Source organism: Paenibacillus oralis (assembly GCF_003863965.1).
In the GTDB taxonomy this organism is placed as follows: Bacteria; Bacillota; Bacilli; order Paenibacillales; family Paenibacillaceae; genus Fontibacillus; species Fontibacillus oralis.
Map to the genome: position 1 here is coordinate 1529518 of NZ_RRCN01000001.1, position 23314 is coordinate 1552831.

Annotated in this window: 26 protein-coding genes and 1 pseudogene; 15 read left to right on the top strand and 12 right to left on the bottom strand. The window is 53.4% G+C overall.

The features are described 5' to 3' along the window. The first annotated feature begins 11 nt into the window (after positions 1-11). Complete coding sequence (locus tag EHV15_RS07180) at positions 12-581, top strand: cysteine hydrolase family protein (protein WP_128630633.1); 570 nt, start codon at positions 12-14, stop codon at positions 579-581. A 6-nt stretch (positions 582-587) separates the two neighbouring features. Continuing rightward, the gene (locus tag EHV15_RS07185; protein WP_128630634.1) at positions 588-2129 is read left to right on the top strand and encodes an amidohydrolase; all 1542 of its coding nucleotides are present in this window, start codon (positions 588-590) and stop codon (positions 2127-2129) included. 387 nt (positions 2130-2516) lie between these two features. On the opposite strand, the gene EHV15_RS07190 is transcribed toward EHV15_RS07185, so the two are convergent. Then, positions 2517-4835, bottom strand: coding sequence for an endo-1,4-beta-xylanase (locus EHV15_RS07190; RefSeq protein ID WP_128630635.1), 2319 nt, complete (start codon positions 4833-4835; stop codon positions 2517-2519). Positions 4836-5618: 783 nt separating this feature from the next. Between EHV15_RS07190 and EHV15_RS07195 the strand changes: the two genes are divergently transcribed. Further along, positions 5619-6869 carry a saccharopine dehydrogenase family protein gene (locus tag EHV15_RS07195; RefSeq protein WP_128630636.1) on the top strand — a complete coding sequence of 417 codons (1251 nt, stop codon included), beginning with the start codon at positions 5619-5621 and terminating at the stop codon, positions 6867-6869. A gap of 4 nt (positions 6870-6873) precedes the next feature. After that, positions 6874-8001, top strand: a complete 1128-nt coding sequence (gene nspC / locus EHV15_RS07200; RefSeq protein WP_128630637.1) for a carboxynorspermidine decarboxylase — start codon at positions 6874-6876, stop codon at positions 7999-8001. A 369-nt stretch (positions 8002-8370) separates the two neighbouring features. Here the strand turns inward: nspC and EHV15_RS07205 are convergent, their stop codons facing one another. Beyond that, the gene (locus tag EHV15_RS07205; RefSeq protein WP_128630638.1) at positions 8371-8808 is read right to left on the bottom strand and encodes an SRPBCC family protein; all 438 of its coding nucleotides are present in this window, start codon (positions 8806-8808) and stop codon (positions 8371-8373) included. A gap of 188 nt (positions 8809-8996) precedes the next feature. Here EHV15_RS07205 and EHV15_RS07210 point away from each other — a divergent pair, with 188 nt between their 5' ends. After that, entirely contained in the window at positions 8997-10505 is a 1509-nt protein-coding gene (locus EHV15_RS07210; RefSeq protein ID WP_128630639.1) for a phytoene desaturase family protein, read from the top strand. Positions 10506-10547: 42 nt separating this feature from the next. Here the strand turns inward: EHV15_RS07210 and EHV15_RS07215 are convergent, their stop codons facing one another. Next, positions 10548-11393 carry a LysR family transcriptional regulator gene (locus EHV15_RS07215; RefSeq protein WP_128630640.1) on the bottom strand — a complete coding sequence of 282 codons (846 nt, stop codon included), beginning with the start codon at positions 11391-11393 and terminating at the stop codon, positions 10548-10550. Positions 11394-11518: 125 nt separating this feature from the next. Here EHV15_RS07215 and EHV15_RS07220 point away from each other — a divergent pair, with 125 nt between their 5' ends. Continuing rightward, on the top strand, positions 11519-12649 hold the full coding sequence (locus EHV15_RS07220; RefSeq protein ID WP_246061388.1) for a Gfo/Idh/MocA family protein: 1131 nt from the start codon (positions 11519-11521) through the stop codon (positions 12647-12649). 31 nt (positions 12650-12680) lie between these two features. Here EHV15_RS07220 and EHV15_RS07225 read toward each other — a convergent pair whose 3' ends face one another. The 5 genes and pseudogenes from EHV15_RS07225 to pnuC all read right to left on the bottom strand — a co-directional run bounded on the left by EHV15_RS07225 (position 12681) and on the right by pnuC (position 16241). Beyond that, positions 12681-13508 (bottom strand): TIGR02452 family protein, encoded by an 828-nt coding sequence (locus tag EHV15_RS07225; protein ID WP_128630641.1) that lies wholly within the window; start codon positions 13506-13508, stop codon positions 12681-12683. Continuing rightward, positions 13505-13621, bottom strand: a pseudogene (locus tag EHV15_RS36250) (DUF1768 domain-containing protein); the annotation flags it as partial. The pseudogene EHV15_RS36250 and the gene EHV15_RS07225, both read right to left, overlap by 4 nt. A 23-nt stretch (positions 13622-13644) precedes the next feature. Further along, positions 13645-14538, bottom strand: coding sequence for an NUDIX hydrolase (locus tag EHV15_RS07230; protein ID WP_128630642.1), 894 nt, complete (start codon positions 14536-14538; stop codon positions 13645-13647). Between the two features lie 27 nt (positions 14539-14565). Continuing rightward, complete coding sequence (locus EHV15_RS07235; RefSeq protein ID WP_128630643.1) at positions 14566-15567, bottom strand: AAA family ATPase; 1002 nt, start codon at positions 15565-15567, stop codon at positions 14566-14568. Next, positions 15564-16241: a nicotinamide riboside transporter PnuC gene (gene pnuC / locus EHV15_RS07240; protein ID WP_128630644.1), complete on the bottom strand. Its 678-nt coding sequence runs from the start codon at positions 16239-16241 to the stop codon at positions 15564-15566. Before pnuC ends, EHV15_RS07235 begins: the two co-directional genes overlap by 4 nt. 193 nt (positions 16242-16434) lie before the next feature. Between pnuC and EHV15_RS07245 the strand changes: the two genes are divergently transcribed. Continuing rightward, on the top strand, positions 16435-17154 hold the full coding sequence (locus EHV15_RS07245) for a 3-ketoacyl-ACP reductase (RefSeq protein WP_128630645.1): 720 nt from the start codon (positions 16435-16437) through the stop codon (positions 17152-17154). A gap of 238 nt (positions 17155-17392) precedes the next feature. Here the strand turns inward: EHV15_RS07245 and EHV15_RS07250 are convergent, their stop codons facing one another. Continuing rightward, positions 17393-17881, bottom strand: a complete 489-nt coding sequence (locus tag EHV15_RS07250) for a hypothetical protein (RefSeq protein WP_128630646.1) — start codon at positions 17879-17881, stop codon at positions 17393-17395. A 93-nt stretch (positions 17882-17974) separates the two neighbouring features. Here EHV15_RS07250 and EHV15_RS07255 point away from each other — a divergent pair, with 93 nt between their 5' ends. Beyond that, positions 17975-18205 (top strand): hypothetical protein, encoded by a 231-nt coding sequence (locus EHV15_RS07255; protein ID WP_128630647.1) that lies wholly within the window; start codon positions 17975-17977, stop codon positions 18203-18205. Here EHV15_RS07255 and EHV15_RS07260 read toward each other — a convergent pair. Beyond that, positions 18202-18693, bottom strand: coding sequence for an Hsp20/alpha crystallin family protein (locus EHV15_RS07260; RefSeq protein ID WP_178075789.1), 492 nt, complete (start codon positions 18691-18693; stop codon positions 18202-18204). The genes EHV15_RS07255 and EHV15_RS07260 overlap by 4 nt on opposite strands. 73 nt (positions 18694-18766) lie before the next feature. On the opposite strand from EHV15_RS07260, the gene EHV15_RS07265 reads away from it, so the two are divergent. The 7 genes from EHV15_RS07265 (at position 18767) to EHV15_RS07295 (ending at position 21833) form a co-directional block, all read left to right on the top strand. Continuing rightward, complete coding sequence (locus EHV15_RS07265) at positions 18767-19024, top strand: spore germination protein (RefSeq protein WP_128630649.1); 258 nt, start codon at positions 18767-18769, stop codon at positions 19022-19024. A 12-nt stretch (positions 19025-19036) separates the two neighbouring features. Next, on the top strand, positions 19037-19273 hold the full coding sequence (locus EHV15_RS07270; protein ID WP_128630650.1) for a hypothetical protein: 237 nt from the start codon (positions 19037-19039) through the stop codon (positions 19271-19273). A gap of 238 nt (positions 19274-19511) precedes the next feature. Then, on the top strand, positions 19512-19757 hold the full coding sequence (locus EHV15_RS07275; protein WP_178076045.1) for a spore gernimation protein GerQ: 246 nt from the start codon (positions 19512-19514) through the stop codon (positions 19755-19757). A 13-nt stretch (positions 19758-19770) separates the two neighbouring features. Then, positions 19771-20157: a spore coat protein gene (locus EHV15_RS07280; RefSeq protein WP_128630652.1), complete on the top strand. Its 387-nt coding sequence runs from the start codon at positions 19771-19773 to the stop codon at positions 20155-20157. Beyond that, entirely contained in the window at positions 20154-21290 is a 1137-nt protein-coding gene (locus tag EHV15_RS07285; protein ID WP_128630653.1) for a zinc-dependent alcohol dehydrogenase, read from the top strand. Before EHV15_RS07280 ends, EHV15_RS07285 begins: the two co-directional genes overlap by 4 nt. Before the next feature lie 40 nt (positions 21291-21330). After that, positions 21331-21540, top strand: a complete 210-nt coding sequence (locus EHV15_RS07290; protein WP_128635236.1) for a hypothetical protein — start codon at positions 21331-21333, stop codon at positions 21538-21540. Continuing rightward, positions 21537-21833, top strand: coding sequence for a spore coat protein (locus EHV15_RS07295; protein WP_128630654.1), 297 nt, complete (start codon positions 21537-21539; stop codon positions 21831-21833). The genes EHV15_RS07290 and EHV15_RS07295 overlap by 4 nt, the downstream gene beginning before the upstream one ends. Before the next feature lie 95 nt (positions 21834-21928). Here the strand turns inward: EHV15_RS07295 and EHV15_RS07300 are convergent, their stop codons facing one another. Both EHV15_RS07300 and EHV15_RS07305 read right to left on the bottom strand, forming a co-directional pair. Beyond that, the gene (locus EHV15_RS07300; RefSeq protein ID WP_128630655.1) at positions 21929-22600 is read right to left on the bottom strand and encodes a GNAT family N-acetyltransferase; all 672 of its coding nucleotides are present in this window, start codon (positions 22598-22600) and stop codon (positions 21929-21931) included. Positions 22601-22616: 16 nt separating this feature from the next. After that, positions 22617-23294, bottom strand: a complete 678-nt coding sequence (locus EHV15_RS07305; protein ID WP_128635237.1) for a GNAT family N-acetyltransferase — start codon at positions 23292-23294, stop codon at positions 22617-22619. Between the last annotated feature and the right edge of the window lie 20 nt (positions 23295-23314).

Below are 23314 nucleotides of genomic sequence, written 5' to 3' on the forward strand. Positions count from 1 at the left end.
GAGACCCGATTATGGCAAAAATCCCCGAACATAGCGCATTGCTCGTCATCGACATTCAAAACGATACGGAAAGCGACGCCATTCCCGTGATGGAGGGCGGCACATGCCTGCTGAACGCGCCGAAGGTCATTCAGCATTTCCGCAAGCTGCAGGTGCCGGTCATCCAGATCCGCGAGCTGCACCGCGCCGACCACAGCGACTTCGGCCGCGAGCTCGACGGCGTGGAGAAGGTCCACTGCCTCGAGGGGACGCCGGCCGAGGAGTTTCACCCATCCACCGCCCCGATCGAAGGCGAGTATATTATCACCAAACGCCGCTACAGCGCCTTTTTCGCGACCGACCTTGATCTGCTGCTGCGCTGCCTCGGCATTAAACGCCTGTACCTGATCGGCGGCATGACCGACATCTGCGTCCGCTTTACGGCCGTGGACGCCCATCAGCACGACTACCATTTCCATGTCGTGTCCGACGCCGTCGTTGGCACGACCCGGCAAGCCCATGATATGGCGCTGCTCAACATGGAATACTTGCAAACCGGGGCCAACATCACAACAGAAGACGTGCTGGCGCTCACCCGCTAATCGGCCATGACACAGGAGAGAGACGCAAAAACGGCCGCTTGGAAGCGGATTGCCGAGCTGGTCGAGCGGCGGCGGGAAGCGTTGACGGAGTTGAGCGACCAGTTATGGGAGCTGGCCGAAACGAAATTCGAAGAGTTCGAATCGGCCGGGCTGCTCGCGGAGCGGCTGGAGCAGGAAGGGTTCACGGTGGCGTTTGGCACCGGCGGGCTGCCGACGGCATTTATGGCTTCGTACGGCAGCGGCCGGCCGGTGATTGCCCTCCTGGGCGAATACGATGCGCTGCCGGGAATGAGCCAAATCGCGGGCGCCGCTATCCGCGAGCCGCTTAAACCCGGAGGCAGCGGGCACGGCTGCGGCCATCATTTGCTGGGCACGGGTTCGCTCGCCGCGGCGGTGGCCCTGAAAGAATTTATGGCTGAAGCGGGGCTGCCCGGCACGGTCCGCTATTATGGGTGCCCGGCCGAGGAAGGCGGTTCCGGCAAGACGTTCCTGGTGCGGGAAGGCGCATTTGCCGACGTCGACGCGGCGCTGACCTGGCATCCGGGCTACGGCAACGCGGTCGTTTCCCAGACGTCCTCGGCCAATTACCAGGTGCGCTACCGGTTTCAAGGGCGCAGCTCGCACGCGGCCGCCAGTCCCCATACGGGAAGGAGCGCCCTGGATGCGGTGGAGCTGATGAACGTCGGGGCCAACTATTTGCGGGAGCATGTCCCGCGGGAGGCCCAGTTCCATTACGCGGTCACGGATACGGGCGGATTCTCCCCGAACGTCGTGCAGGCGACCGCGGAAGTCGTGTATTTAATCCGCGCGCCCGAGGTCCGCCAAGTGGAGGAAATTTACGCGCGCATCAACGATATCGCCAAGGGAGCGGCGCTGATGACCGGAACGGAGGTGCAAATCGGCTTCGAAAAAGCCTGCTCCAATCTGATCCCGAACGTGACCGTGGAGCGGATCATGCAGCGGTGCTTTGAGGCGCTTGGCGTGCCGGCGTTTACGGAGGAGGAGCGGCGTTACGCCCGCGCCATACTGGAGACGCTGCGGCCGGATCCCGGGCCAACAGCGGATTCGCGGCAGGAGGCCGGCCAGATAGGCGATCCAAGACCAGAGGCCGGAGCGGCAACGGACCCGGAGGCTGGACCAGAAACGAACCCGGAGCCGAAATACGCTCCGGATCAAGCCGCCCTGCCGGAGACACTCGATCCGTACCGCCCCGTGACCGGCCGGATGCTCGGTTCCACGGATGTCGCCGATGTCAGTTGGGTCGTCCCGACAGCCCAGCTCGAAACGGTCTGCTTCGCCGCCGATACGCCGTTTCACTCGTGGCAGATGGTCGCGCAAGGGAAGGCGGCGGCCGCCCATAAAGGCATGCTGCATGCCGCCAAAGTGCTCGCGGCGACCGCGGCGGAGCTGCTGAAAGACCCGTCCGTCCTCGAAGAGGCGAAACGGGAGCTGCGCAGCCGGGGCGGTCTGGAGGGATACGCCTGCCCGATTCCCGCCCATGTCCTGCCGCCGGTGAAGCCCTATCCGGGAAACGGGCAGCTCCCCTGAACCAAAACACAAAGCACCAAAGCCGCCAATTAATGCATGACGGCATTGGTGCTTTGCCTTTAACTTGAAGCTAACGGTTGCCACAAGCGCTATTTGTTCCAAAAACGGTGATTTCAAATTCTAACGGTTGCCCTGGCGCTTATTTCACTTAAAGTCGGCTAATTTCGCTTAGATCCAGGCAAATAACCGCGCTCACAACCGTTAGAATTTTGAAAAGGGCTTTTTTCGTCAAATAGCCGCTGCCACAACCGTTAGATTTTTCGTGCTTTAACTTACTTTAACTTACTTTAACTTGCTTTAACTTGCTTTAACGCGCTTCCACACACTCGCACTCATTCCCTCGGACTGCATAAGCGCATCGGGAGCTTCCGCCCCATACGCGTTACATTACATCCCCGGCTCGGTCCCCCAAACGAGCGTGCCGTTCCGGTACAGCGTCACGCGATCCCAATCGGCAAACGAGGTGTGGGCCCCATCGTAAGAATAATCATCGAGCTCGTTGTAGTTCGTCCAGTCGGTCTTGTTGATCCGCGTCTGGATCTCGCCACTGTTGCCGCCCGCCGCGATGCTGCCGGCTGCTGGGGAGAACGACAGCTCCAGATAATAGTCCGCTCCCGAACGGGCCTCGTCCAGCTTCACCAGACTGCCGCTGATGTTCGAGCCGCCGACCTGCGCATAATCGCAGTGGAATTGCTGCGGTTTGTCCCCATCGATCGTGTACCAGTACCGGAGCGTCAGCTCGCTCAGCGACACCGCTTCCTCGCTCTGGTTGACGATGCGGAAATGCGGCTTCAAATGGTTGTCGCCCGCATTGGAATCGGCGGCCCGGTACTGCACCGCCAGGTCGCCGGGCTCCGGCGTGGGGGTCTCCCGCGGCGTCGCGCTGACTTCCGCCGAGTCCCGGCTTTCGCCCACGCTGTTGAAGGCGCTGACCTTGTAATAATACGTCTGGCCGTTGACCAAGCCGGCATCGGTATACACCGCAGCCGTGACCCCTTGGGCCACCGTCACATACGGCCCGCCGCTTTGCTCCGCCCGCTTCACATGGTACCCGGACGCCCCGTTGGCCGCGCCCCAGCTCAGCGTCACCCGCTGATCGCCGGCTGCCGCCCGGACGTTCGCCGGCACCGCCGGAACTTGCGGCTGCGCAGCGTCGACAATCGCCCAGTACGTCGGCTTGGACTGCAGCCGCTCATCGAACAGCAGCGGCCAATTGTTGCGGTTCACCGGGTACTTGCGGAGCCAGGAGTTTCCGTCGTCTTTGCCCCAGATCGTCACGTTGTCGATCAGGTCGCTATGTTTTCTGAAAATGTCGAACAGCTGTTGGTAACGGGTCGCTTGCTTTTGCGCGACGCTGTCCGGCAATGTGTCGTAACGCTGATTGGTGTTCGTATACACATCGATGTCCAATTCGGTGATTTCCGTCTTAAGTCCAAGCTCGGCAAATTTGAGGATCGAGTTTTCGATCTCGCTCATCTGCGGCCAGTCGATGTTGATATGTGTTTGATGCCCTACCCCGTGAACGGGAATGCCTTTCTCCTGCAGCCGCTTCACCAGGTTGTACAAAGCCTGGCTCTTGGCCGGCTCGTGCGTGTTGTAGTCGTTGATGAACAGCACGGCGTCGGGATCGGCTTCATGCGCATAAATAAAGGCCTTCTCGATGTATTCTTCGCCGGCGATCTGGTACCACAGGCTGCGGCGCAACCCATCAGACTGGCCGGTATCAATCACCTCATTGACAACGTCCCAGGCATAGATTGCGTCTTTGTACCGGCCCATAACCGTTTTGATGTGGTTTTCCATCCGCTGGAACAACACGTCTTTGCTGACCAGATTGCCGCTCTCGTCCCGGAAAACCCAATCCGGGGTCTGATTGTGCCACACAAGCGCATGCCCCCGCACCTGCTGGCCGTTGTCCTGCGCAAATTGCACGGCCGCGTCCGCCTCGGTGAAGCGGAACTGGCCTTCCGCCGGTTCGGTGCTGTCCCACTTCAGCACATTGCCCGGCGTTACGCTGTTGAAATGCTTGGCCAAAAGTTGTCTGTCCGGCTCCTGGTAAAGCTCGGAATTTTCAAAAGCGGCCCCGAACAGGAAATCGTCCGCAAATACGTCCTTGAGCGACGGAATCCCGTCTTCGATGACGATCGGGTCGGAGTCTGGCAGCCGCTCCAGCGCAAAATCGTCCAGATAAAACGACTGCGTCGGCTGATCCGGAATTTCAAAGTATATGGACAGTTGATCCCCCGGTTCGCGGTATTTGTACTCCGCCCGCAGCTCTAACCAGCGGCTGGCCGAAGCGGTGCCGTTTGCGATTTGCTCGTAGTGCGCATCGCTCCCTGCCGTACGCTGCATAGTCATGTACACCCGGCTGTCCGGGGAACCGGCCGGCAGCTTGATCCAGCCCGAAAACACGTACGTTTTCCCGAATTCCATCTGCGCCGTCACGTCCAGCGTCACCCCATGCCAACCCTTGCTGCGATCGGCCACCTTCAATCCGTAAGCTCCGCTGCGGGCCGCTTCGGCCACCGCCGTCAACGTCTCCTCCGCACTGCGTCCGGTCCACCCCTGGGCCGTACCGTCCTCAAAATCGCTCTGCACCAGGACGGTATTCTCCGCCTGGGCGTCCGGCAGCGCATAGAAGTACGCGCCAACCAAACTTATAATCCAAAACAAGCTTAACACTTTACGTAAAAACCGTTTCTTCATCGTCTTTCTCCTCCGTTCGCGAAAAAATGAGTTGATTCCCGCTTTTTTAATATCAATTTCACGCTCCTTTTTACTTTTTGGCATGGCTCTGCAAATGGAAACATCATCTCCTTTCATATAAAACGCTTCCATATCTATAATAATCCTATAAGGCTTGTACGAGATTTGTCAATCAGATTTTTCCAACTAACCCATATATTAAATACCCAAAATTATTCATAACAATTTTTTGTTTTTTCTCTTGCCCTTTCCCATATGTCCTGCTAATATAAGGACAGCGTTATTTTGGAAAGCTAATATTCAAGTATATTTTCGGGTCTTTCCAAGCAGATAATTTTTGACCACTTTCCTCGGAGAGTTAAGGCCATACGGACAGCCGGGTCAAATGCCGATTGGCAACTTTTGTTGCCTTATTGATTGAGTTAAAAGCTCAAATTTTATAAGTTGGTTACTTTACAACCGGTGCATATCGCACATCAACTTGTGAAACGGTCAATAAGAGTGGTAAAGGCGATTATTTGCTAAATAGACTCTGAACCTAACATGATGTATTTGAATATTAAGGACTTTTCCATAAAAAGCGCGCGTTTTATGGCTGGCTGGCGAGCGTTTTACGGACGTTTATGTCGTTCCGTCCCGTCATGACCGGAGTTATCTTAATATTTGACTATATCGAAGACAAGTGGTGCGCACCTATGCGTTCATTACTTGTTTTTTTATTTGCAAATTTCGCGAAACCAACAAAGCAGCACAAAAATTTACCGGGTTAGGGGAAATGGAACAATGGGAAAAGCGCTTATTATCGGAGCCGGCGGAGTTGCTTCCGTGGCCATTCACAAATGTGTTCAAAACAGCGAAGTATTTGAGGAAATCTGCATCGCCAGCCGCACGAAATCCAAATGTGACGAATTGAAAGCCAAGCTGGATGGCGGCAAAACGAAAATTACGACAGCTCAAGTAGATGCCAACAATGTTGAAGAGCTGATCGCCCTGATCAACGAAGTGAAACCGGACATCGTCATGAACCTGGCGCTGCCTTATCAAGATTTAACGATCATGGACGCCTGCCTGGCGACGAAAACACACTACATGGATACAGCGAACTACGAACCGGAAGACACCGCGAAATTCGAATACAAATGGCAGTGGGAATACCGCGAGCGCTTTGAGAAAGCCGGCATTACCGCCCTGCTCGGCAGCGGCTTCGACCCTGGCGTGACCGGCGTATTTTCCGCTTACGCTCTGAAGCATCATTTTGACGAAATCGAATATATCGACATTCTCGACTGCAACGCCGGCGATCATGGCTATCCTTTTGCCACCAACTTCAACCCGGAAATCAACATCCGCGAAGTTTCGGCCAACGGAAGATACTGGGAAAAAGGCGAGTGGATCGAAACCCAACCGATGGAGATCAAACGGGTCTACGACTTCCCTGAAGTCGGCGAAAAAGATATGTATCTGCTGTACCACGAAGAATTGGAATCCCTTGCGGTTAACATTCCCGGGCTGAAGCGGATCCGCTTCTTCATGACCTTTGGTCAAAGTTATCTGACACACCTGAAGGCGCTCGAAAATGTCGGCATGACCTCGATCGAGCCGATCGAATTCGAAGGCAAGCAGATCATTCCGCTGCAATTCCTGAAAGCCGTGCTGCCGGATCCGGCTTCCCTGGGACCGCGCACGAAAGGCAAAACGAACATCGGCTGTATTTTCAAAGGCAAAAAAGACGGCAAAGATAAAACTTACTACGTATACAACGTTTGCGACCATGAAGCATGCTATAAGGAAGTGGGTTCCCAGGCCGTTTCTTACACCACCGGCGTTCCGGCCATGATCGGCGCCATGATGATCCTTCAAGGACACTGGAACAAACCGGGCGTGTACAACATCGAAGAGTTCAATCCGGATCCGTTCATGGACGCGCTGAACCAATGGGGTCTGCCGTGGCAAGAAAGCTTTAACCCGGTGCCCGTAGACGAGTATCCTTCGGAAGAAGATACGAAAAAAGTGTTGGAAACGGAGCTCGTCTAATCCGATGCGTTTTGAGGAACTGCCTACCCCTTGCTACGTAGTGGATGAAGCCCTTTTGGAAAAAAACCTCCGCATCCTCAGCGGGGTCATGGAGCGCACCGGCGCGAAAATTATTTTGGCGCAAAAAGCGTTCTCGATGTACACCCTGTATCCGCTGATCGGAGAGTATTTGAGCGGTACGGCGGCCAGCGGATTGTATGAAGCGCGGCTGGGGCACGAGGAGATGGGGAAAGAGAACCATGTCTTCTCCCCGGCCTACCGCGAAGATCAGATCGACGAAATTATCAGGCTGTGTGATCATATTATTTTCAATTCGTTTTCCCAAGTGGAAAGATATCGCGATAAAGTGCTCGCCGCCGGCAAAAAAATCGGACTCCGCATCAATCCCGAATGCTCCACGCAAGTCGGGCACGATATCTACAATCCGTGTGCGGTAGGTTCCCGGTTCGGTGTGACGATCGAGCATTTCCGCCCCGAGCAACTGGACGGGATTTCCGGATTGCATTTTCACACGCTTTGCCAGCAGAATTCGGATGATTTGGCCGTCACGCTGGATGCGATTGAAGAGAAGTTCGGACCGTGGCTGTCGCAGCTGGAGTGGATCAACTTCGGCGGCGGCCACCATATCACCCGCGAGGATTACGATATCCCTCTGCTGGAACAATGCATCAAACGGATGCAGGACAAATACGGCTTGCAGGTGTACCTGGAGCCCGGAGAAGCCGTGGCCTTGAATGCCGGTTACCTGGTTACGACCGTGCTGGACACGATGCAAAACGGCATGGATATCGCTATCCTTGACACGTCGGCCTCGTGCCACATGCCCGATGTGCTCGAAATGCCATATCGCCCGCCGCTGCTCGGCTCCGGGGAACCGGGCGAGAAGCCGTACACGTACCGGCTGGGCGGGCCAACCTGCCTGTCCGGCGATACGATCGGCGACTATTCGTTTGATCAGCCATTGAAGAACGGCGACCGGCTGGTGTTCGGCGACATGGCGATCTATTCGATGGTGAAGAACACCACGTTCAACGGCATGCCGCTTCCCGCCCTTGTGGTCCAGCACAAGGACGGCGATTGCGAAGTTCTGCATGAGTTCGGATATGAGGATTTTAAGATGAGATTGGCTTAAAGAAGCGATGATCCCCTTCAAATTATTGGAGGGGATTTTTTGGGGTTCAACCTGGCAATCGGTGCATTGCATGACGGCCGGTTACCGGAACGAAACGGGAACGGCCGAGCAGCGTGGGGTTGCGTCGGGTTGCGCCGGCCCTCAAAATAGCGGTACTTTATGTACTTATTTCCTGGACCCTTGCATGTTCATCTCCATTAGCGGCATTTTATGTACTTATTTTCCTATGAATGGTTCAGAACACGGGTATTTCCTTGCGGCGGGGGGAAATAGCGACATTAATTGCTCCTATTTCTCTCCAATGGACTGATATCCCGGGAATAACGACACTTTTGGGTCTTAATTTTGGGGATGCTACCATAACTTGCTTCAAGCATCCTCTAATATGCTCTTTATTTTTTGCAAATCTTTACGATTTGCTTTTTTCATCATCGCGGACATAAACGGAGCGAACACCTTTGAAAATCCGCTCGGATTCCCCCGGTTGCGAAGCGTCATTCGGGTGGAATGACCGCCGATGGATTCCCAAGTATAGATGGTCTCCATCGGAAAAGGTCCCTCCGCGGTTTTCATGACAAGCTTTTCACCCGGGATATATTCCGTGACTTGATAAACATACGCGAGTTCCCTTCCCAGAAACCGGGCTTTAAAGGCCACTTGAGAGCCGACCCTTAACGGAGATTCGGTTCTCCATTCGGCCGACTCGATATTTTCATACCATTCCGGCGCATGGTTGGGATTAGCGGCATAGTCTGAAACTTTGTCACGAGGAGATTGGATGATGATTTCCGTAAATACGTCTACCACTTCTTACGCCTCCCACGAGTGCAGTGCCGCTACTTTCTTTTCCTAATTAGTTTGGTTTTGGCGTTTCGCGATTATACATATTTTCACTTGACACTTAACGAGGAAATACGTTAATTTAAAAACAAACCGATGGTTTGTTTTTAAATTAACCAGCTGGAGCGATAAATCAAATAAAAGGGGATGGAACCATGAATCATTACGATGTGGTTGTCGTAGGCGCGGGGATCGGCGGATTGACCTGCGGGGCGAGATTGTCCGCCTTGGGTTACAAAGTCGCCGTGTTCGATCAGCATTATTTGCCCGGAGGGTATGCTACCAATTTCCAGCGCAAGGGATACACTTTTGACGCGGCTTTGCACGGGGTTGGAGGGCTGGGCCAGGGGCAAGGTTTTTATCAAATTTTGCAGGCCAGCGGGGTCATGCGTCACATCCAACCTCTGCTCAAAGAATATCCTTATTCGTTCCGATGGAAAGGCGAAAAGTTCGACGTCCCCCAGGACGCCGACGCGTACCTGGCGCAGCTTGAGCGGCGTTTTCCGGAAGAGAAGGACGGGATTGCCCGCTTGTTTGCAGAAATCCGCCGGCTTTCCGCAGAAATGAAGTTCCTGAACGATCCCGGCATTCCCGGCTGGAAAAAAGCCCTCGGCTTTTTGGCCAAATGTCCGACGCTGGTCCAATGGTCCAAATTAACGACCGCGCAAGCGATCGGGCGGCATGTGAAGTCCGCGGAGTTCATGAACTTTTTTACCGTCCTCTGGCCTTATTACGGGTTGCCGCCGCAACAGCTTTCCGCGCTTTACTTTTTCATTCCCTGGCTAGGGTATCATCTCGAAGGCACTTACTACATCCAAGGCGGCGCCCAGGCCTTCTCCGATGCGCTCGTCTACGTAATCGAACAAAACGGAGGCAAGCTGCATCTCCGGCAGGAAGTGGCCGAAATCCTGATTCACGGAAAAAAAGCCTGCGGAATCCGCACCCAAAAAGGGCAGGAATTCACGGCGGACTGGGTCGTTTCCAACGCCAGCCCCGAGCATACGCTGGGGCCTTTGATCCATCACCATCCGCGGGCCGAAAAATATCGAAAGCGCCTTGGGCAGCATGAAATCGGCCCATCGCTGACACAGCTTTATATCGGGTTGTCCTGCCATCCGGAAGAACTCGGCATTGTGGACGAAGACATTCTTCTGGTGGAGGAGACGGATCATCAGACCGATTACGATAACGCAACCCAAGGAAAATATGCCGCCGCCAATTTGGGATTAACCAACTACAACAAAATGGATCCCGCCTTAAACCGCCACGACCGCGGCGTGCTGACCGTTACCATGATTGACGATATCGCCAACTGGCCGGAGCGGGGCGAAGCTTACACGCAGAAAAAGCAAGAGGTGACCGCCATCCTCCTGCAGCGCCTGGAAAGCTACTATCCCGGCATAAAGAAACGTATCGCCATGCTGGAACTCGGCACGCCGCGCACCATGGAGCGTTACACGAAAAATCCGCGCGGCGCCGTTTACGGTTTTGCGCAAACTGTCAACCAATCCGGAATCAAGCGAACCGCGCGGAAGACCCCTTTTGCTGGCCTCTCTCTGGTCGGAGCGTGGACCCAACCCGGCGGAGGCTTCCAAGGCGCGGCCAACTCGGGTTTCCTTGAAGCCCAACGCATTCACAAAATGCTGGGAAAAAACCGGGGATAGACGGCGGGGAATCCCATCGTCCCGGAAAATCAAATCCTTGCTTTATAGGAAGTGGCTCGTTTCCACAAAGCTTTTTTCCAGGGGAGACATCTCATACCCCGCGCGGGTAACCAAATATTTGTCCACATAGCGGAACGGTTCAGGAAGCTGGGCATATGCCGAAAAACCGTGCTGCATCACGATATTCTTGGACATCAAGGAGATGCCCATGCCAAGGGAGGTCAGCTGAAGGAGGGTATCCAGAATCCCAACTTCCGTGACTTCCCCTTTTTCAAGGTCAAGCTCGGCATACAGCCGTTCCAGAATTGCTGCGTACAAGCAGTCCCGGGTCAAAATGATCCAGTTCTCCCCGTGTAGACAGCTCTCCAGGCTCAGCCCGCTGGCGAACCTTTTGCCGATGAGCACCATCTCCTCCGTCCCCAGCTTTTTGTAACTCAACTGCGGCAAATCGGTCCTGCCGATGGTGAAGGCCAAATCGATGTTGCCTTGGATCAATTCGTGCTCCATCGACAGCGTGGTCCCGGTCTTTAGCGTTACGGACAGATCGGCGTGGCTCTCATATAAGCGGGTTAAGGCGTCCGTAAGATCTTTGCCGAAGACGGATTGCATAGTACCCAGCCTAAGCTTCATCTCCCTCCGGCTCATATCCAGCTCGGTTTCTTCCCATAAAATGAGCATTTTTTTGTACTGACGGTACAGCTTCCGTCCCTCCGACGTCAGCTCCATGCCTTTGGCGCTCCGAATGAACAGCTGCTGCCCGTAATGGGCTTCGATTTTTTTGATCTTGGCCGTCATGTTGGACTGCAGATGGTTCATTTTGATGGCTGCGGCAGACAGGCTTTTTAATTCGGCGACGGTAACGTAAGCTTTCATATTGTCAATATCCATACGGACCTCCAAGGTATCAAAAAAGATGATGACTCCATAAAAAACATGCATTATTCGTGATGGATCAATCCCAGTATACTGAAACGGCAAAGGATCATAAAGACGGAAGGAGATATATGTTAGACATGAAAACGATGGGTTCAGCAGGTTCAGCAAAAATACGCACAGGGATCATCGGAGGCTCGTTAAACAATCAATGGGCTAGCCGGACTCATATTCCGGCCCTTACCCAAAGCACATGCCATGAAATTACCGTCATTGCCACCTCGAATATGGCATCTGCCAAGGAGAGTGCCGCTGCACTGGGTGTCTCCCAGGCTTTCGACGACTATCGGGAACTGGTGCGGTCCGAAAATGTGGATTTGGTGGTCGTCAGCGTCAAGGTTCCCCATCATTACGAAATGATCAAGGAGGCCATCGCCGCAGGAAAACATGTATACAGCGAATGGCCGCTTACCGTCACGTCGGAAGAGGCGGAGGAACTGGCGGAGCTGGCTTCCCAAAAAGGGATTCACCATGCGGTCGGCTTGCAGGCTAGACAATCGCCTGCGCTGCTGGATGCAAAGAACCGCATTTCGCGCGGAGACATCGGACGGGTGTTATCCGCCTCCATGTTGGTATCCACACCGGGCAAGGGAGGGTTTACGGAACAAAACGCCATCTATCTGCTCCAAGAAAAGTATGGGGCTACCCTGCTATCGATTAACGGGGGACACTCGCTTGACGCGCTTAGCTTTGTGCTGGGAGATTTGAAAGAAGTTTACGCAACCATGAACAGCAATTATTCAGAGGCTAAGGTGCTGGGAACCGGGGAAACCGTGCCGAAAGATACGGCCGATCAAATCATGGTTCACGGCATGCTCGAAAGCGGCGCATCAGTATCGGTCCATATTCAGGGCGGAACCTATCCCAAATTTGAATTGGAGATTCAAGGAGAGAAAGGGGTCATTCGCCTTTCCCAGCCCCAGTCCCAAGGTCATGTTCAGTTCGGGGGATTGGTGGCCGAGCAGGCGCTATATCCGTCAGGACACCTTGGGAGTTACGGAGATCAGGAGACACTCCAAAGGGTGTTCGATGAGACCGAAGATGGTTCAGTGACCGTGAATCAGGTTTTGAAGGCTCACCAGGCGCTGGCAGAGGATATCCGCCAGGGGACGTTTCAGGCCCCCGGTTTTTATGAGGCCGCCCGCCTGCACCGTCTGCTGGAAACGATTCGGCAATCCGCCCTTACCGGCGAACGGCTCAGCATAATCTAATCGGGACGAGCCAATTTGAACCGTTAGCGATTTAGTCATGAAACGCATGCTCGAAGGCGCGGATGCATTTGCCGTCCTTCGAGCTGTCCAATACCGCGAACCGGATTTCCGTGAATAACGATCCCCAGCCCTCATCTTCCAGCAGCTCCCGCCACCAGCGGGCCACCTCCACCGGATCGTTGCGGAACACGCCGCAGCCGTACGCTCCCAGGATGAGATGCGTGTCGCCTTTGTTGGCGAAGATCGCCAGGGATAGCCGCATCCGGTCTTTCATCACACGTTTTGCTTCTACCGTATCCTCTCCCTTAAGCAGAACCTGTCCGTAGTTGACGGCGGGCAGCGTCAAGACGGAAGCCGTAACCGGCCGTTCCAACAGCTTAAACCTTTCGTCGCGGAAAAAGACCACATCGGGCGAGTAAATGGCATGGTCCGTGTACATCATGGACCGGCAGGCGCGATTCGCGGCATAGTAGCCTTCGTTGCGCAGCTGGGTTTCGTACAGTCCGCTGGAAGCCGCCAGACTCTCCTCCTGGGCCATCGCACCGTTCAGAAACCCGCCGCCCGGATTTTTGGCGCTGGCGAAGTTCAGTACGCCGACCCGGTCTTGGCCCGCTGCCGCAAAATCCAGGATCGCTTTTACGGTGGCCTCGTTCGCGACGGGATATTTCGCAGCTTCCTGTGATCGCGGCAGCATACGATAAGTTCTTACCAGCTCTGCCCCCTGGTCGGGAGTGATCAACTGGCTGCCTTCTTCCGAACGCTTCTGCGCCGCGGCAAAATCGACCCGGCGTCCTTCATATTCATAGAAGCCTTGCCGCTGGATCCGCAAGGTGTCCCCGGCAATTCCTTTTCGCTTCATTTTCTTTCCCCTTCTTCCCTTAAAATTTCGTCCCGCGCTTCGGTCAGCGCGAAGCCCAGCAGGTTTTTGCCCCGCCATTTCGCCGGATTCTCCACATCCGGGTTGGACTGTCCCGTGAACTCTTCAATTCCGTAAATCATCGGTAATCCTCCATATTTCTTCGAAATAAACGCGATGGCCGGTGGCCCGCATTTTCCGTGTAATGATCCGTTTCCGCAACGAGGTCGGCCACTTTGCGCCGGAAAGCCGCTTTCAGCAGCTCTTTATCCAAAATCACCTCGTAAACCTGCTGCAGCTCTGTTAAGGTAAACAGCTTCGGCATCAAATTGAAAGCAATATCGGTGTAATTCACCTTTCCCCGCAACCGCTCGACAGCGTAGGCAATAATTTTTGCATGATCAAATGCCAGTCCGTCATTGGAAATGATAGAATATGAGGTGGCCGTCGAAGCCGGCTTCGCCGTCACCGTCCGCTCCACGACCGCGGCGAGTTCAACCTCGCCGGAGCTCAGCCGAAGCTCATACTGCAGCGCCTTGATGAAACCGCCATCGATCAATTCCTTCCGCTCCCGCAGCAGCCGGTAGGACACCTTGAACCAGGCGGCATCGTCAGCGTCGTCTCCCGCCTGCAGCTGCAATTGGCTGCTGTCCGCCAGCGCCATATAACTGCAGCTCATCACCCAGGTGCGGGGATCGCGTCCCACGTCGCTGAACGTATACAGCTGCTCCAAATAAACGTCGTCCACGCCGGTTTCCTCCTGCAGCTCACGCGCCGCGGCCTGTTCTGTCGTCTCATCCGGCCGGACGAAACCGCCCGGCAGCGCCCACTGACCCAAAAAGGGATGTCCGCCCCGCCGAATGAGCAGAACCCTCAGCTCCTTCTCCGGGAGCTTGCGGTAACTGTCCGCATCCGCGTCCGTCACGGTGAAAATAACCATATCCGCCGCCACCGAGGGCCGCTCGTAATCCCCCGGCGAATAGCGCTGCAAAAACTCGCTTTCCGTTAGCCCGTCGCGATCCAACATGTCCACTAACTCCACCCGCCTCTTTTTTTTACTTCATTCCCCAAAATAATTGCTGTACGGCTTGAAGCCGGCCAGCACCTCATCCACTTTGCGCATCCGCTCCTCCAGGCTTCCCCGCAGCGTAATGAAGGGAATCCGGCGCTCCTGCAAATCGGCAATAATCTGTCTGTGAAAAACATGCCGCTTCTGATCCCCGCTGCGGTCCCACGTATCATCATAAGGGATATCGTCGTCGCACAGGAAAAACAGGTCGTATCTCTGCGCGTTTTCCAGAGCGATCCGGGTTAGCAGCTCCGGCGCCCGTCCATGGTAGTCCAAAGCAAACATATACGTGGTAATCGCATTGGTATCGACAAAAAGATACCGGTTCGCCCGAAGCAAAACCTGCTCCTCCCGCTCAATATGCCCAAGTGCGATTTCATCGAACGCCTCGAGGCCGATCCTGCGGTTCACCTGATGCTCGGTCCAGTAATCGCGCCCGTACTCGCTGGCGAATGTCGTCCCATACCGCGCTGCGAGCGCCTCGGTGATCGTCGATTTGCCGGTCGACATCGCTCCCACAAACACCACCTTCGTGATTAAATCCCGGTAAACAACGTCGCTGATAAACTTCCGGTATTTATACGGATCGGACCGGATCATCGTCGCCGAGATCGGGACTTCCCTGCGCGCTTCATCCACCCTTCTGTCCACCGCGCCCAACGCAAGGCTCATGTGCTCCCCGTAAAACTCGCTGGAATAAAAATGCGTCACCTGCTCGCCTTTCAGCAAGCCCAAAATATATTGCTCTTCCCGGATTTCGTGCTCGCGGTCGTTCGAATACCCGTCCGGACCGTCCCAAGCTTCAATCACCCTGACCGCCGGATAGAGCTTGCGAATCCAGCCCGCCCGAATATGCAGCGGAACCGGCATCACATCCGTCTCATAAATAACGACGATCAGCTCATCCACCTCTTGCAGCGCCGTTTCGATCATGAACTGATGACCTTTGTGCAGCGGCGCAAATTTCCCTAACGTTAATCCCAGCGTTTTCATGCCAGACTCTCCTTTGCTCCTTTGTTCCAATTGTAGTAGCCGTATATCGCGTTGATCAGGTATGCGCTCCACATCACAATCATCAGCACGCCGTCCGGGCTGCCTTCCAGCGTTCTGATCGCCCACAGCAGCACCGTGAACATGTTCAGCACAATATAAACGAGCCATTGCTCTTTAAACCGCTTCACCATCAACATCGTCGCGACAATCGACAACACGGTCGTAATGGCATCGATATAAGGGGAGTTTTGCCCCGGAATAAACGATAATCCGTACCCGAGCAGCACGCTGCCCAGGACACAAGCGGCGGCCACAAGCGCTAAGCCTCTAACATCCATCTGCCGCATCGACAACTTGCCCCCATGGCGGTGATTCCTCCACATCAGGAAACCGATGACGTTCATCGGAACAAAAAACAGCAGATTCAACATCACTTCGCCAAACAAACCGTTGACATACGCCAGATAAGCGTAGCCGAACGTATTGTACATCCCGAACCCATAGGTCATCAGATTGCCTTTGGCCGCAAAAACCACGCACAGCACTCCCGTAATGAACACCGTAAAACCAAATAAAGAATCCTTCATCAACACCGTGAGCGCGATCGCGATTCCGGTGAATAGTACCAACCAGGTCATTTCGAATAAGCTCCAATTGCCCAACCCTTTTTTCATGTTGCATCCCCTCGGCTCCTGTACTTCTTAGTACAGTTCTGATAATAACAATTTGTTAATATCAAAAATAACAGAAGAACAATTGCAGGTCAAGCGATTTTTTCATGGCGACAGTGTTACATAATGCTTTGAAACGAAGAGTGAAGCTGTAATATAATGGATGATAGCCATCTTTTAAGGAGGATGATAGATAATGGATTTGCAAAACAAAACGGCGATTATTACCGGCGCAGGCAAAGGAATCGGGAAGGAGGCCGCATTGGCCCTGGCGAAAGAAGGGGTTAAGCTCGGTCTGCTCGCCAGAACAAGTGCGGATCTCGAAGCGCTGCAAGGCGAGTTGAAGCGTACATATGGAGTAGACTCTTACTACGCTGCAGCCGATGTCTCCAATCAAGCAGAAGTTAATGCAGCGGTAAGCCAGTTGATTGAACAGTTGGGTTCGGCTGATATTTTGATCAATAACGCGGGGATCGCCCAGTTCGGCACGTTGCTCGATATGGACCCTGCGGAGTGGGAACGGATCATTCAAGTGAATCTTATGGGGACGTATTATGTTTCCCGCGCCGTACTGCCAACGATGATTAAGCAAAACCAGGGTACCATTCTCAATGTGGCCTCCACCGCTGGAGAAAAAGGTTTTGCCACCGGCTCCGCTTACTGCGCTTCCAAATTCGGCGTGCTGGGACTAACGGAGTCTCTGCTGCAGGAGGTGCGAAAGTTCAACATCCGCGTCACCGCCTTGACCCCGAGCACCGTCAACACGGAATTGGCCGTCAAAGCCGGCCTGAAAATCGGCGACGAAGACCGGATGATGCAGCCGGAGGACGTGGCCGAATTGATTACCGCCACCCTGAAGCTGCCGCAGCGCGTATTCATCAAATCCGCCGGCATCTGGACAACCAACCCGCAATAAACTGGAAACGCCAGAAGCTCAAGGCCACCCCCGAGCTCTGGCGTTTCTGCTTAAGGAAAGTGAACGGGAACAAATTATGTCTGATCGACGCCAAAAAGAAAACCGCCCGGGAAAATTCTCATCATTAAATTAAGACACTGGTCCAAACCGTAAGTTCTGGAAAATCATACACTGGACTAGATTGAACTGACGTCGGTATATTTCGGCGTCAGTTCATTTTTATTTATCCCTAATGATTTCAAGTCCTCTTTGACCGCCCCTTTATATTGACGGCGGGCGGTTCGCTTGATTTTTCGTTCATCGGGGCCTTGTCCGCATAATTTTGTAAGAGAGCCGCAACCTTTTGTTCACCCGGCAATGCCGCCGTTTCCGCCCCTTGTCCATAATTGGCGCCGATATTCAGTTTTCCGGCCAACTCTTTGATGCCCACGGCCCCGATATTGTTGTTGGTCTCGACCCGGTCGATCAACACCTTCTCGATGTCCAGCTTTTCGATGTGAATGGGGGGCTGTTTTTGCTTCTGCTCCTCCGCCTCCGCCAGTTTATCCATCGTGTGGCGAAGCTTTTGGAGCTCTTCGATAATGCTGCGGCCGATATCCTGAACTTTCAGTTTTTCCAATTCTAATTCGAGTTTCCTCAGCCGATCGTCCACTTCGTTTACTTGATCTACTTGATCATTTACTTGATCATTTGCACCAAACCAGTTTCTCCAAAATTGCCCCGCCATTTGTGTGATCACCTTTTTCTTATCCGGTTATGTATGTGGCCAGATCCGGTTGCATACTTTTTTAGTAAATCTAGCGATGAAAGAGGGATTGCCATGAAGAAAGTAAGGCAAATCAATTTGGGCTTAATCAAAGTCAATTCCATCGATTATATTTCCCAGCTCTCCATAGGCGGCGTCAATCAAAAGCAGAGCCTCCTAAACGCCATGAAGATCAGTCAGTTGATTCGCCAACAGGCGGACCGATCGGTGGCCTTCCATTCCGTCATGAATATCGATGACCGGGATCTGTTCGATAGTCCGACCCGCATGTCAGACGAAAACTAATCAATGATGACCTTCCTCCCTTGTACGGGTTTAATCGGAAACCGGATGAGCAGCAGTCCCTTATCCATGAAGGAAGTAACCTCCTTCGTGTCAACGCGGCCGGGCAAGCCGATAACTCGCTGGAAAGCGCCGTTATGCCTTTCCGATTTAATGAATGTATATCCGGTATAATTCATGTTTGGTTCCCCCTGTATCTTTAATTGCCTGCCCTCGATAAACACCTCGATTTGATCCTTGTTATAACCGGGCACGTCAACAACGATCAGCATCTCATGCTCGCTTTTCAGAACATCGATCGGAGGATATTCCGTTTGGGGAGAATCAGGCTGCTGCTCCATACCGGAAAAGTTTTCGTTTAAATTTGAAGTATAGGCTTCGGAGGAAGTTTTAAAGGGCTTGATTTGTTCGCGAAAGACGTCATCCCAAAATTCCTTGCCATGAAACTGCTGGGCGATTTCGAACCATTTTTTGAGCCTATCCATGTCCATTGATACTCCCCCCTTACTAAAATACATATTCAGAAAATATCCTCATATACATGTCGAAAAGGAGGGAACGGGAATGTACGGAAGGCCTTCCATCATCACCAACAATATCTACATCCTTAAAATTAACTCCATTGAAAACGCGTCTGCCGTGAATATAGGCGAGAATTATTTGATCGATTGGAACAATTCGTCCAAACATACGCATGGCTTCGGCAATAATTCCGGTGACGACAGCGGTTTCTTCGGCTTGCGATCCGCTATCGACGATCGGGATCTAATCGATGCCCCGTCCTTCTTCAATAAGGGTAAGGAATTAAATTGCTGCAGCTAAGGAGGAGATGGCATGAACAAGAATTTTAGCCCGATGTTTGTGAATGTATTCGCTTTTAAGGTGAACACGCTGGATAGAGCATCGTCCCTTAGCCTTGGATCCACTCTGATGGAGGATGTGCTCGTATCAACGAAGCGAAGCCAAGGCGTGGAGTCTATGGGCGACTTATCCCCGTTTTATCTGACCTTTACGAATATTATGGACGCCGATCTGCTCGATTCCAATACGTCGAAGTCAAGCGTTGTGTAGAACAGAACCCTCCGTACCATTGTTACGGAGCGCGGCAGCGGGAACCTTCAAGATTTGCCTCTCGCTGCCCCTCCAATCACCATACCAGGATGCATCGCTCTTTCCGCCTAAGTCCATTCCCCCCTCCGCCTTCATTTCAGCGCCTTCGCCTCGTTTAAACAGCGGATAACCCAAAGCATAACTCTCCGGCCCAAGGGCATGCTATCCCTAAAAAATGTGGAGGTATGCTGTCCCGATGATGAAAACGCAAACTTTGGCGCCCCATGAATCCATGGACCTTCATGAGATGCTTAACTTCAAGACGCTTTGTTTGGCCAAATCCAAACTGATGCAAGGTCTCGTGTTTGACCAGGAGCTTAAAGACTTGATGCAAAAAGACGTCGTTCAATCCATTCAGGCGATTCAAGATCTGCAAGCCATCTACGCAAAAGTTCCTTTCCAAGCCCCCGTCCCTGAAAGCCGTCCCGAACCGATTTTGAATTAAGGGGGAGTTGGCCATGAATCACGATGATTTGGATCCGATTAACGCGCTGAATATGCCGGAAATGGCAGACATGACCTTGGCCATGGACTTTCTGATACGGGCGAAGGAAGGGGTAAGAAATGCGGCGATCGCGCTGACGGAAACGGCGTCTCCGGAAGCCCGCACTCTGCTCCGCAATCAACTCCGGCAAGGAATCGCGCTGCACCAGGAAATCTCCGAACTTATGATGCGAAAAAAATGGTTCCACCCTTATGAGCTTCACGAACAATATCAACTGGATCAGCTTTCGGCCAAAAACACGGTCATGATCGGGCAGATGAATTTATTTCCCGCCGATACCCGCCGCAAAGGCATGTTTGATCGGACGCCGGACGAACACCTGGGAGGAGATCAAGCATGAAAGCCGTCACCTATCAAGGAATCAAAAACGTTGCCGTGAAAGAGGTGCCCGCTCCCAAGATCGAGAAACCCGACGACATGATCATCAAAATTACCAGTTCGGCGATTTGCGGCTCCGATCTCCACTTGATTCACGGGATGATCCCCAATCTCGACGAGAACTACATCATCGGACACGAGCCGATGGGCGTTGTGGAGGAAGCCGGTCCTGGAGTAACGAAACTGAAAAAAGGCGACCGGGTGATCATCCCCTTCACGATCGCTTGCGGAGAATGCTTTTATTGCAAAAACCACCTGGAAAGCCAATGCGACAATGCCAATGAGCACGGGGACATGGGTTCCTATTTCGGCTATTCCGGAAATACGGGCGGCTACCCCGGAGGACAAGCCGAATATTTGCGCGTTCCTTTCGCGAACTTTACCCATTTTAAAATTCCGGAAAGCAGCGAAGAACCGGACGAAAAGCTGTGTTTGATCGCCGATGCGATGCCGACGGCGTTCTGGAGCGTCGATAATGCCGGGGTCAAAGACGGGGATACCGTGATCATATTGGGCTGCGGACCGATTGGGCTGCTGGCGCAAAAATTCGCCTGGCTGAAAGGGGCGGCGCGGGTGATTGCCGTCGACTACGTCGATTATCGCCTGCAGCACGCCAAGCGTACGAACAACGTGGAAATCGTCAATTTCGAGCAGCAAGAAAACGTTGGAAGCTATCTCAAAGAACTGACCAAGGGCGGCGCCGACGTTGTGATCGATGCGGTTGGCATGGACGGGAAAATGAGCGATCTCGAGTATTTGGCCAGCGGAATGAAGCTCCAAGGCGGAACGATGAGCGCTTTAGTTATGGCCGTTCAGGCGGTCCGCAAGGGCGGTACAATCCAGGTCACCGGGGTGTATGGCGGACGTTATAACGGCTTTCCGCTGGGCGACATCATGCAGCGCAATATCAATCTCTATTCGGGACAAGCCCCGGTCATTCATTACATGCCGTATATGTACGAGCTGATCACCACGGGCAAAGTCAATCCCGGCGATATCGTCACGCACGTCATTCCGCTCAGCGAGGCGAAACACGGGTATGAAATGTTCGATACGAAAACGGAAGATTGCATCAAAGTCATCCTGAAGCCTTAAGCACAAAATCAATCTAGGAGGAAAAAGCCAAATGAATCCGATGGCATACGGCCTGCACGAAACCTTGGAAGTCCATGAACTGGCCACGTTCAAAACGCTTTGCATGACCAAGTCCAAAACGATGCAGATTCTGGTTGCGGACCCGGAACTGAAGCAGATTTTGCAGCAAGATGTCCTGGTGACCACGCGGCAGCTTCAAAAACTCAGCGGAATTTTATCCCATTCGGGCCTGGGGGAGGTGAGCCCATGATTCCTATTCTGGAACGTATGATGGGTGTGGACACGTTGACCGATGAAATCATCGCCATGGATTTTTTGCTGAGCGCCAAAACCGGGGTCAGAAACTACGCCATGGCCGTGACGGAATGCGCCACTCCGGAAGTCAAAACCATTTTGGCCAAACAGCTGGAGGAAGCGATCAACACCCATGAGATGATCGTCGACTACATGATGAGACGCGGATTCTACAAGCCTTACGCGATAAACGAGCAAATCGGGCGGGACCTGCAAAACATTCAAACCGCTCTGAACATCCCGTCCTGACCTTTTGCAAGTCTGCCCGAAAACAAGGAAAAGTCCCTCCTGTTACTGAACAGACGAGGGACTGCCCAAGTGAAACGCTGTTGTATTCCGTTACGTTAAATCGGCAGCAGCTTCACGGTTTCTTTCGCTTTCAAGCCTTCAACCATGTCGTACCAGGACTGCGGCTTGTTCGGCAGTACGGTATAGTAGCGCTGCAAAAACTTCACGATCAGATCCGTTTGCAGCTGTTCCGCATCATCGTCCATCGGAAGGAAACAAAGATCAAGTCCGGTGACCGCCTCCCCGTCGTTGTTCCAGGACGGATGGACATAAGGGAAATCAAGACGCTTATATCCGAGATGCGACAACACCTCGCGGCGCACATAAGGGTCCATCGGTTTTACGCCGCCGAATTCATGGTCCTCCACCCGATACGGATCGTAAATTTCCGCAAACATGCCGTGCAGTTTTTTCCCGTTCGCTTTGGCCAAGGCGTGCAGATCCTTCAATCTTTTGTCCGCCAAAAACCGCCCGATCCCCAGCCCCGCTTGACCGATAATCGTAAAATCCGTCATCGCGACGTTGAAATCTTCATAATACCGGTACTCCGTGGCGCCGACCACTTGACCTTCATGCACCGCGACAAACACGCGGATGCCCGGGTCTTCCAGCGGCTCTTTCCAAAGATCGAATTCCAGCACTTCTTCCGGCGGAAAAATGTTTTGCATCAGCTGATGCATTTGCTTAAATAAAGGGTCCTGAATGTTCGTAATTCGCGTATATTCCATAAGTTTAGGCCTCCTTCTAATCGGATACTACGGGATAAAAGGGATTTTTCCATTCCATCAACGCGGCATAATTGCGCGATTCCTCATCCTCCAAATAATCCGCCACGACGGTGACGGGAGTCCGTCCGCAGCGCAGGAGGAAGGTTATGACGGGGTCCTTTAACTCGCCCTTGAGCACCATCTCCAGGTACTGCTCCGCCGTCAATTCCCCCGCTTTTTTATGGTAGCCGGGCATTCTTCCTCCGCCCAACAAGCGTTCCAGCCCTTTATGCACGACGAGGTCGTACATGGACAACATCAGCCATTTGCCAAGTCCCAGCTTGCGGTAGGACGGCCGTACGCTGATATCGACGACGTACAGCGTCTTCCCCTTGGGATTATGGTTGCGGATATAGCCGTTGTCGGTAACCTCCGCCCAGGAATGCTCCGGTGCGCGCGGGTCAAAGTCGACCAGCAAACCGGTCATCGACCCGGCGATTTCCCCATCCGCCTCGACGCATAAAGCCCCTTCCGGAAACAGCTCAACATGCTTGCCTAGCTGCTCGGTGTTCCACCATAATTCCGCAGGAAACGGCGGCGGAAAGCTTTCCTGCTGAATGCGGATCAAGCCCGGAAAATCCTTCTCCTCATAATTTCGGATGACCGCCGGAACCGGCCGGTCCCCGTCAAACACAAACAGCTCTTTCCGATACATCGCTTGTTCCTCCATACGTG

Coding starts and splice junctions, on each gene's coding strand:
- EHV15_RS07180 (WP_128630633.1), top strand. CDS start 12: ATGGCAAAAATCCCCGAACATAGCGCATTGCTCGTCATCGACATTCAA.
- EHV15_RS07185 (WP_128630634.1), top strand. CDS start 588: ATGACACAGGAGAGAGACGCAAAAACGGCCGCTTGGAAGCGGATTGCC.
- EHV15_RS07190 (WP_128630635.1), bottom strand. CDS start 4,835: ATGAAGAAACGGTTTTTACGTAAAGTGTTAAGCTTGTTTTGGATTATA.
- EHV15_RS07195 (WP_128630636.1), top strand. CDS start 5,619: ATGGGAAAAGCGCTTATTATCGGAGCCGGCGGAGTTGCTTCCGTGGCC.
- nspC (WP_128630637.1), top strand. CDS start 6,874: ATGCGTTTTGAGGAACTGCCTACCCCTTGCTACGTAGTGGATGAAGCC.
- EHV15_RS07210 (WP_128630639.1), top strand. CDS start 8,997: ATGAATCATTACGATGTGGTTGTCGTAGGCGCGGGGATCGGCGGATTG.
- EHV15_RS07215 (WP_128630640.1), bottom strand. CDS start 11,393: ATGGATATTGACAATATGAAAGCTTACGTTACCGTCGCCGAATTAAAA.
- EHV15_RS07220 (WP_246061388.1), top strand. CDS start 11,519: ATGAAAACGATGGGTTCAGCAGGTTCAGCAAAAATACGCACAGGGATC.
- EHV15_RS07225 (WP_128630641.1), bottom strand. CDS start 13,508: ATGAAGCGAAAAGGAATTGCCGGGGACACCTTGCGGATCCAGCGGCAA.
- EHV15_RS07235 (WP_128630643.1), bottom strand. CDS start 15,567: ATGAAAACGCTGGGATTAACGTTAGGGAAATTTGCGCCGCTGCACAAA.
- pnuC (WP_128630644.1), bottom strand. CDS start 16,241: ATGAAAAAAGGGTTGGGCAATTGGAGCTTATTCGAAATGACCTGGTTG.
- EHV15_RS07245 (WP_128630645.1), top strand. CDS start 16,435: ATGGATTTGCAAAACAAAACGGCGATTATTACCGGCGCAGGCAAAGGA.
- EHV15_RS07250 (WP_128630646.1), bottom strand. CDS start 17,881: ATGGCGGGGCAATTTTGGAGAAACTGGTTTGGTGCAAATGATCAAGTA.
- EHV15_RS07255 (WP_128630647.1), top strand. CDS start 17,975: ATGAAGAAAGTAAGGCAAATCAATTTGGGCTTAATCAAAGTCAATTCC.
- EHV15_RS07260 (WP_178075789.1), bottom strand. CDS start 18,693: ATGGACATGGATAGGCTCAAAAAATGGTTCGAAATCGCCCAGCAGTTT.
- EHV15_RS07265 (WP_128630649.1), top strand. CDS start 18,767: ATGTACGGAAGGCCTTCCATCATCACCAACAATATCTACATCCTTAAA.
- EHV15_RS07270 (WP_128630650.1), top strand. CDS start 19,037: ATGAACAAGAATTTTAGCCCGATGTTTGTGAATGTATTCGCTTTTAAG.
- EHV15_RS07275 (WP_178076045.1), top strand. CDS start 19,512: ATGAAAACGCAAACTTTGGCGCCCCATGAATCCATGGACCTTCATGAG.
- EHV15_RS07280 (WP_128630652.1), top strand. CDS start 19,771: ATGAATCACGATGATTTGGATCCGATTAACGCGCTGAATATGCCGGAA.
- EHV15_RS07285 (WP_128630653.1), top strand. CDS start 20,154: ATGAAAGCCGTCACCTATCAAGGAATCAAAAACGTTGCCGTGAAAGAG.
- EHV15_RS07290 (WP_128635236.1), top strand. CDS start 21,331: ATGGCATACGGCCTGCACGAAACCTTGGAAGTCCATGAACTGGCCACG.
- EHV15_RS07295 (WP_128630654.1), top strand. CDS start 21,537: ATGATTCCTATTCTGGAACGTATGATGGGTGTGGACACGTTGACCGAT.
- EHV15_RS07300 (WP_128630655.1), bottom strand. CDS start 22,600: ATGGAATATACGCGAATTACGAACATTCAGGACCCTTTATTTAAGCAA.
- EHV15_RS07305 (WP_128635237.1), bottom strand. CDS start 23,294: ATGTATCGGAAAGAGCTGTTTGTGTTTGACGGGGACCGGCCGGTTCCG.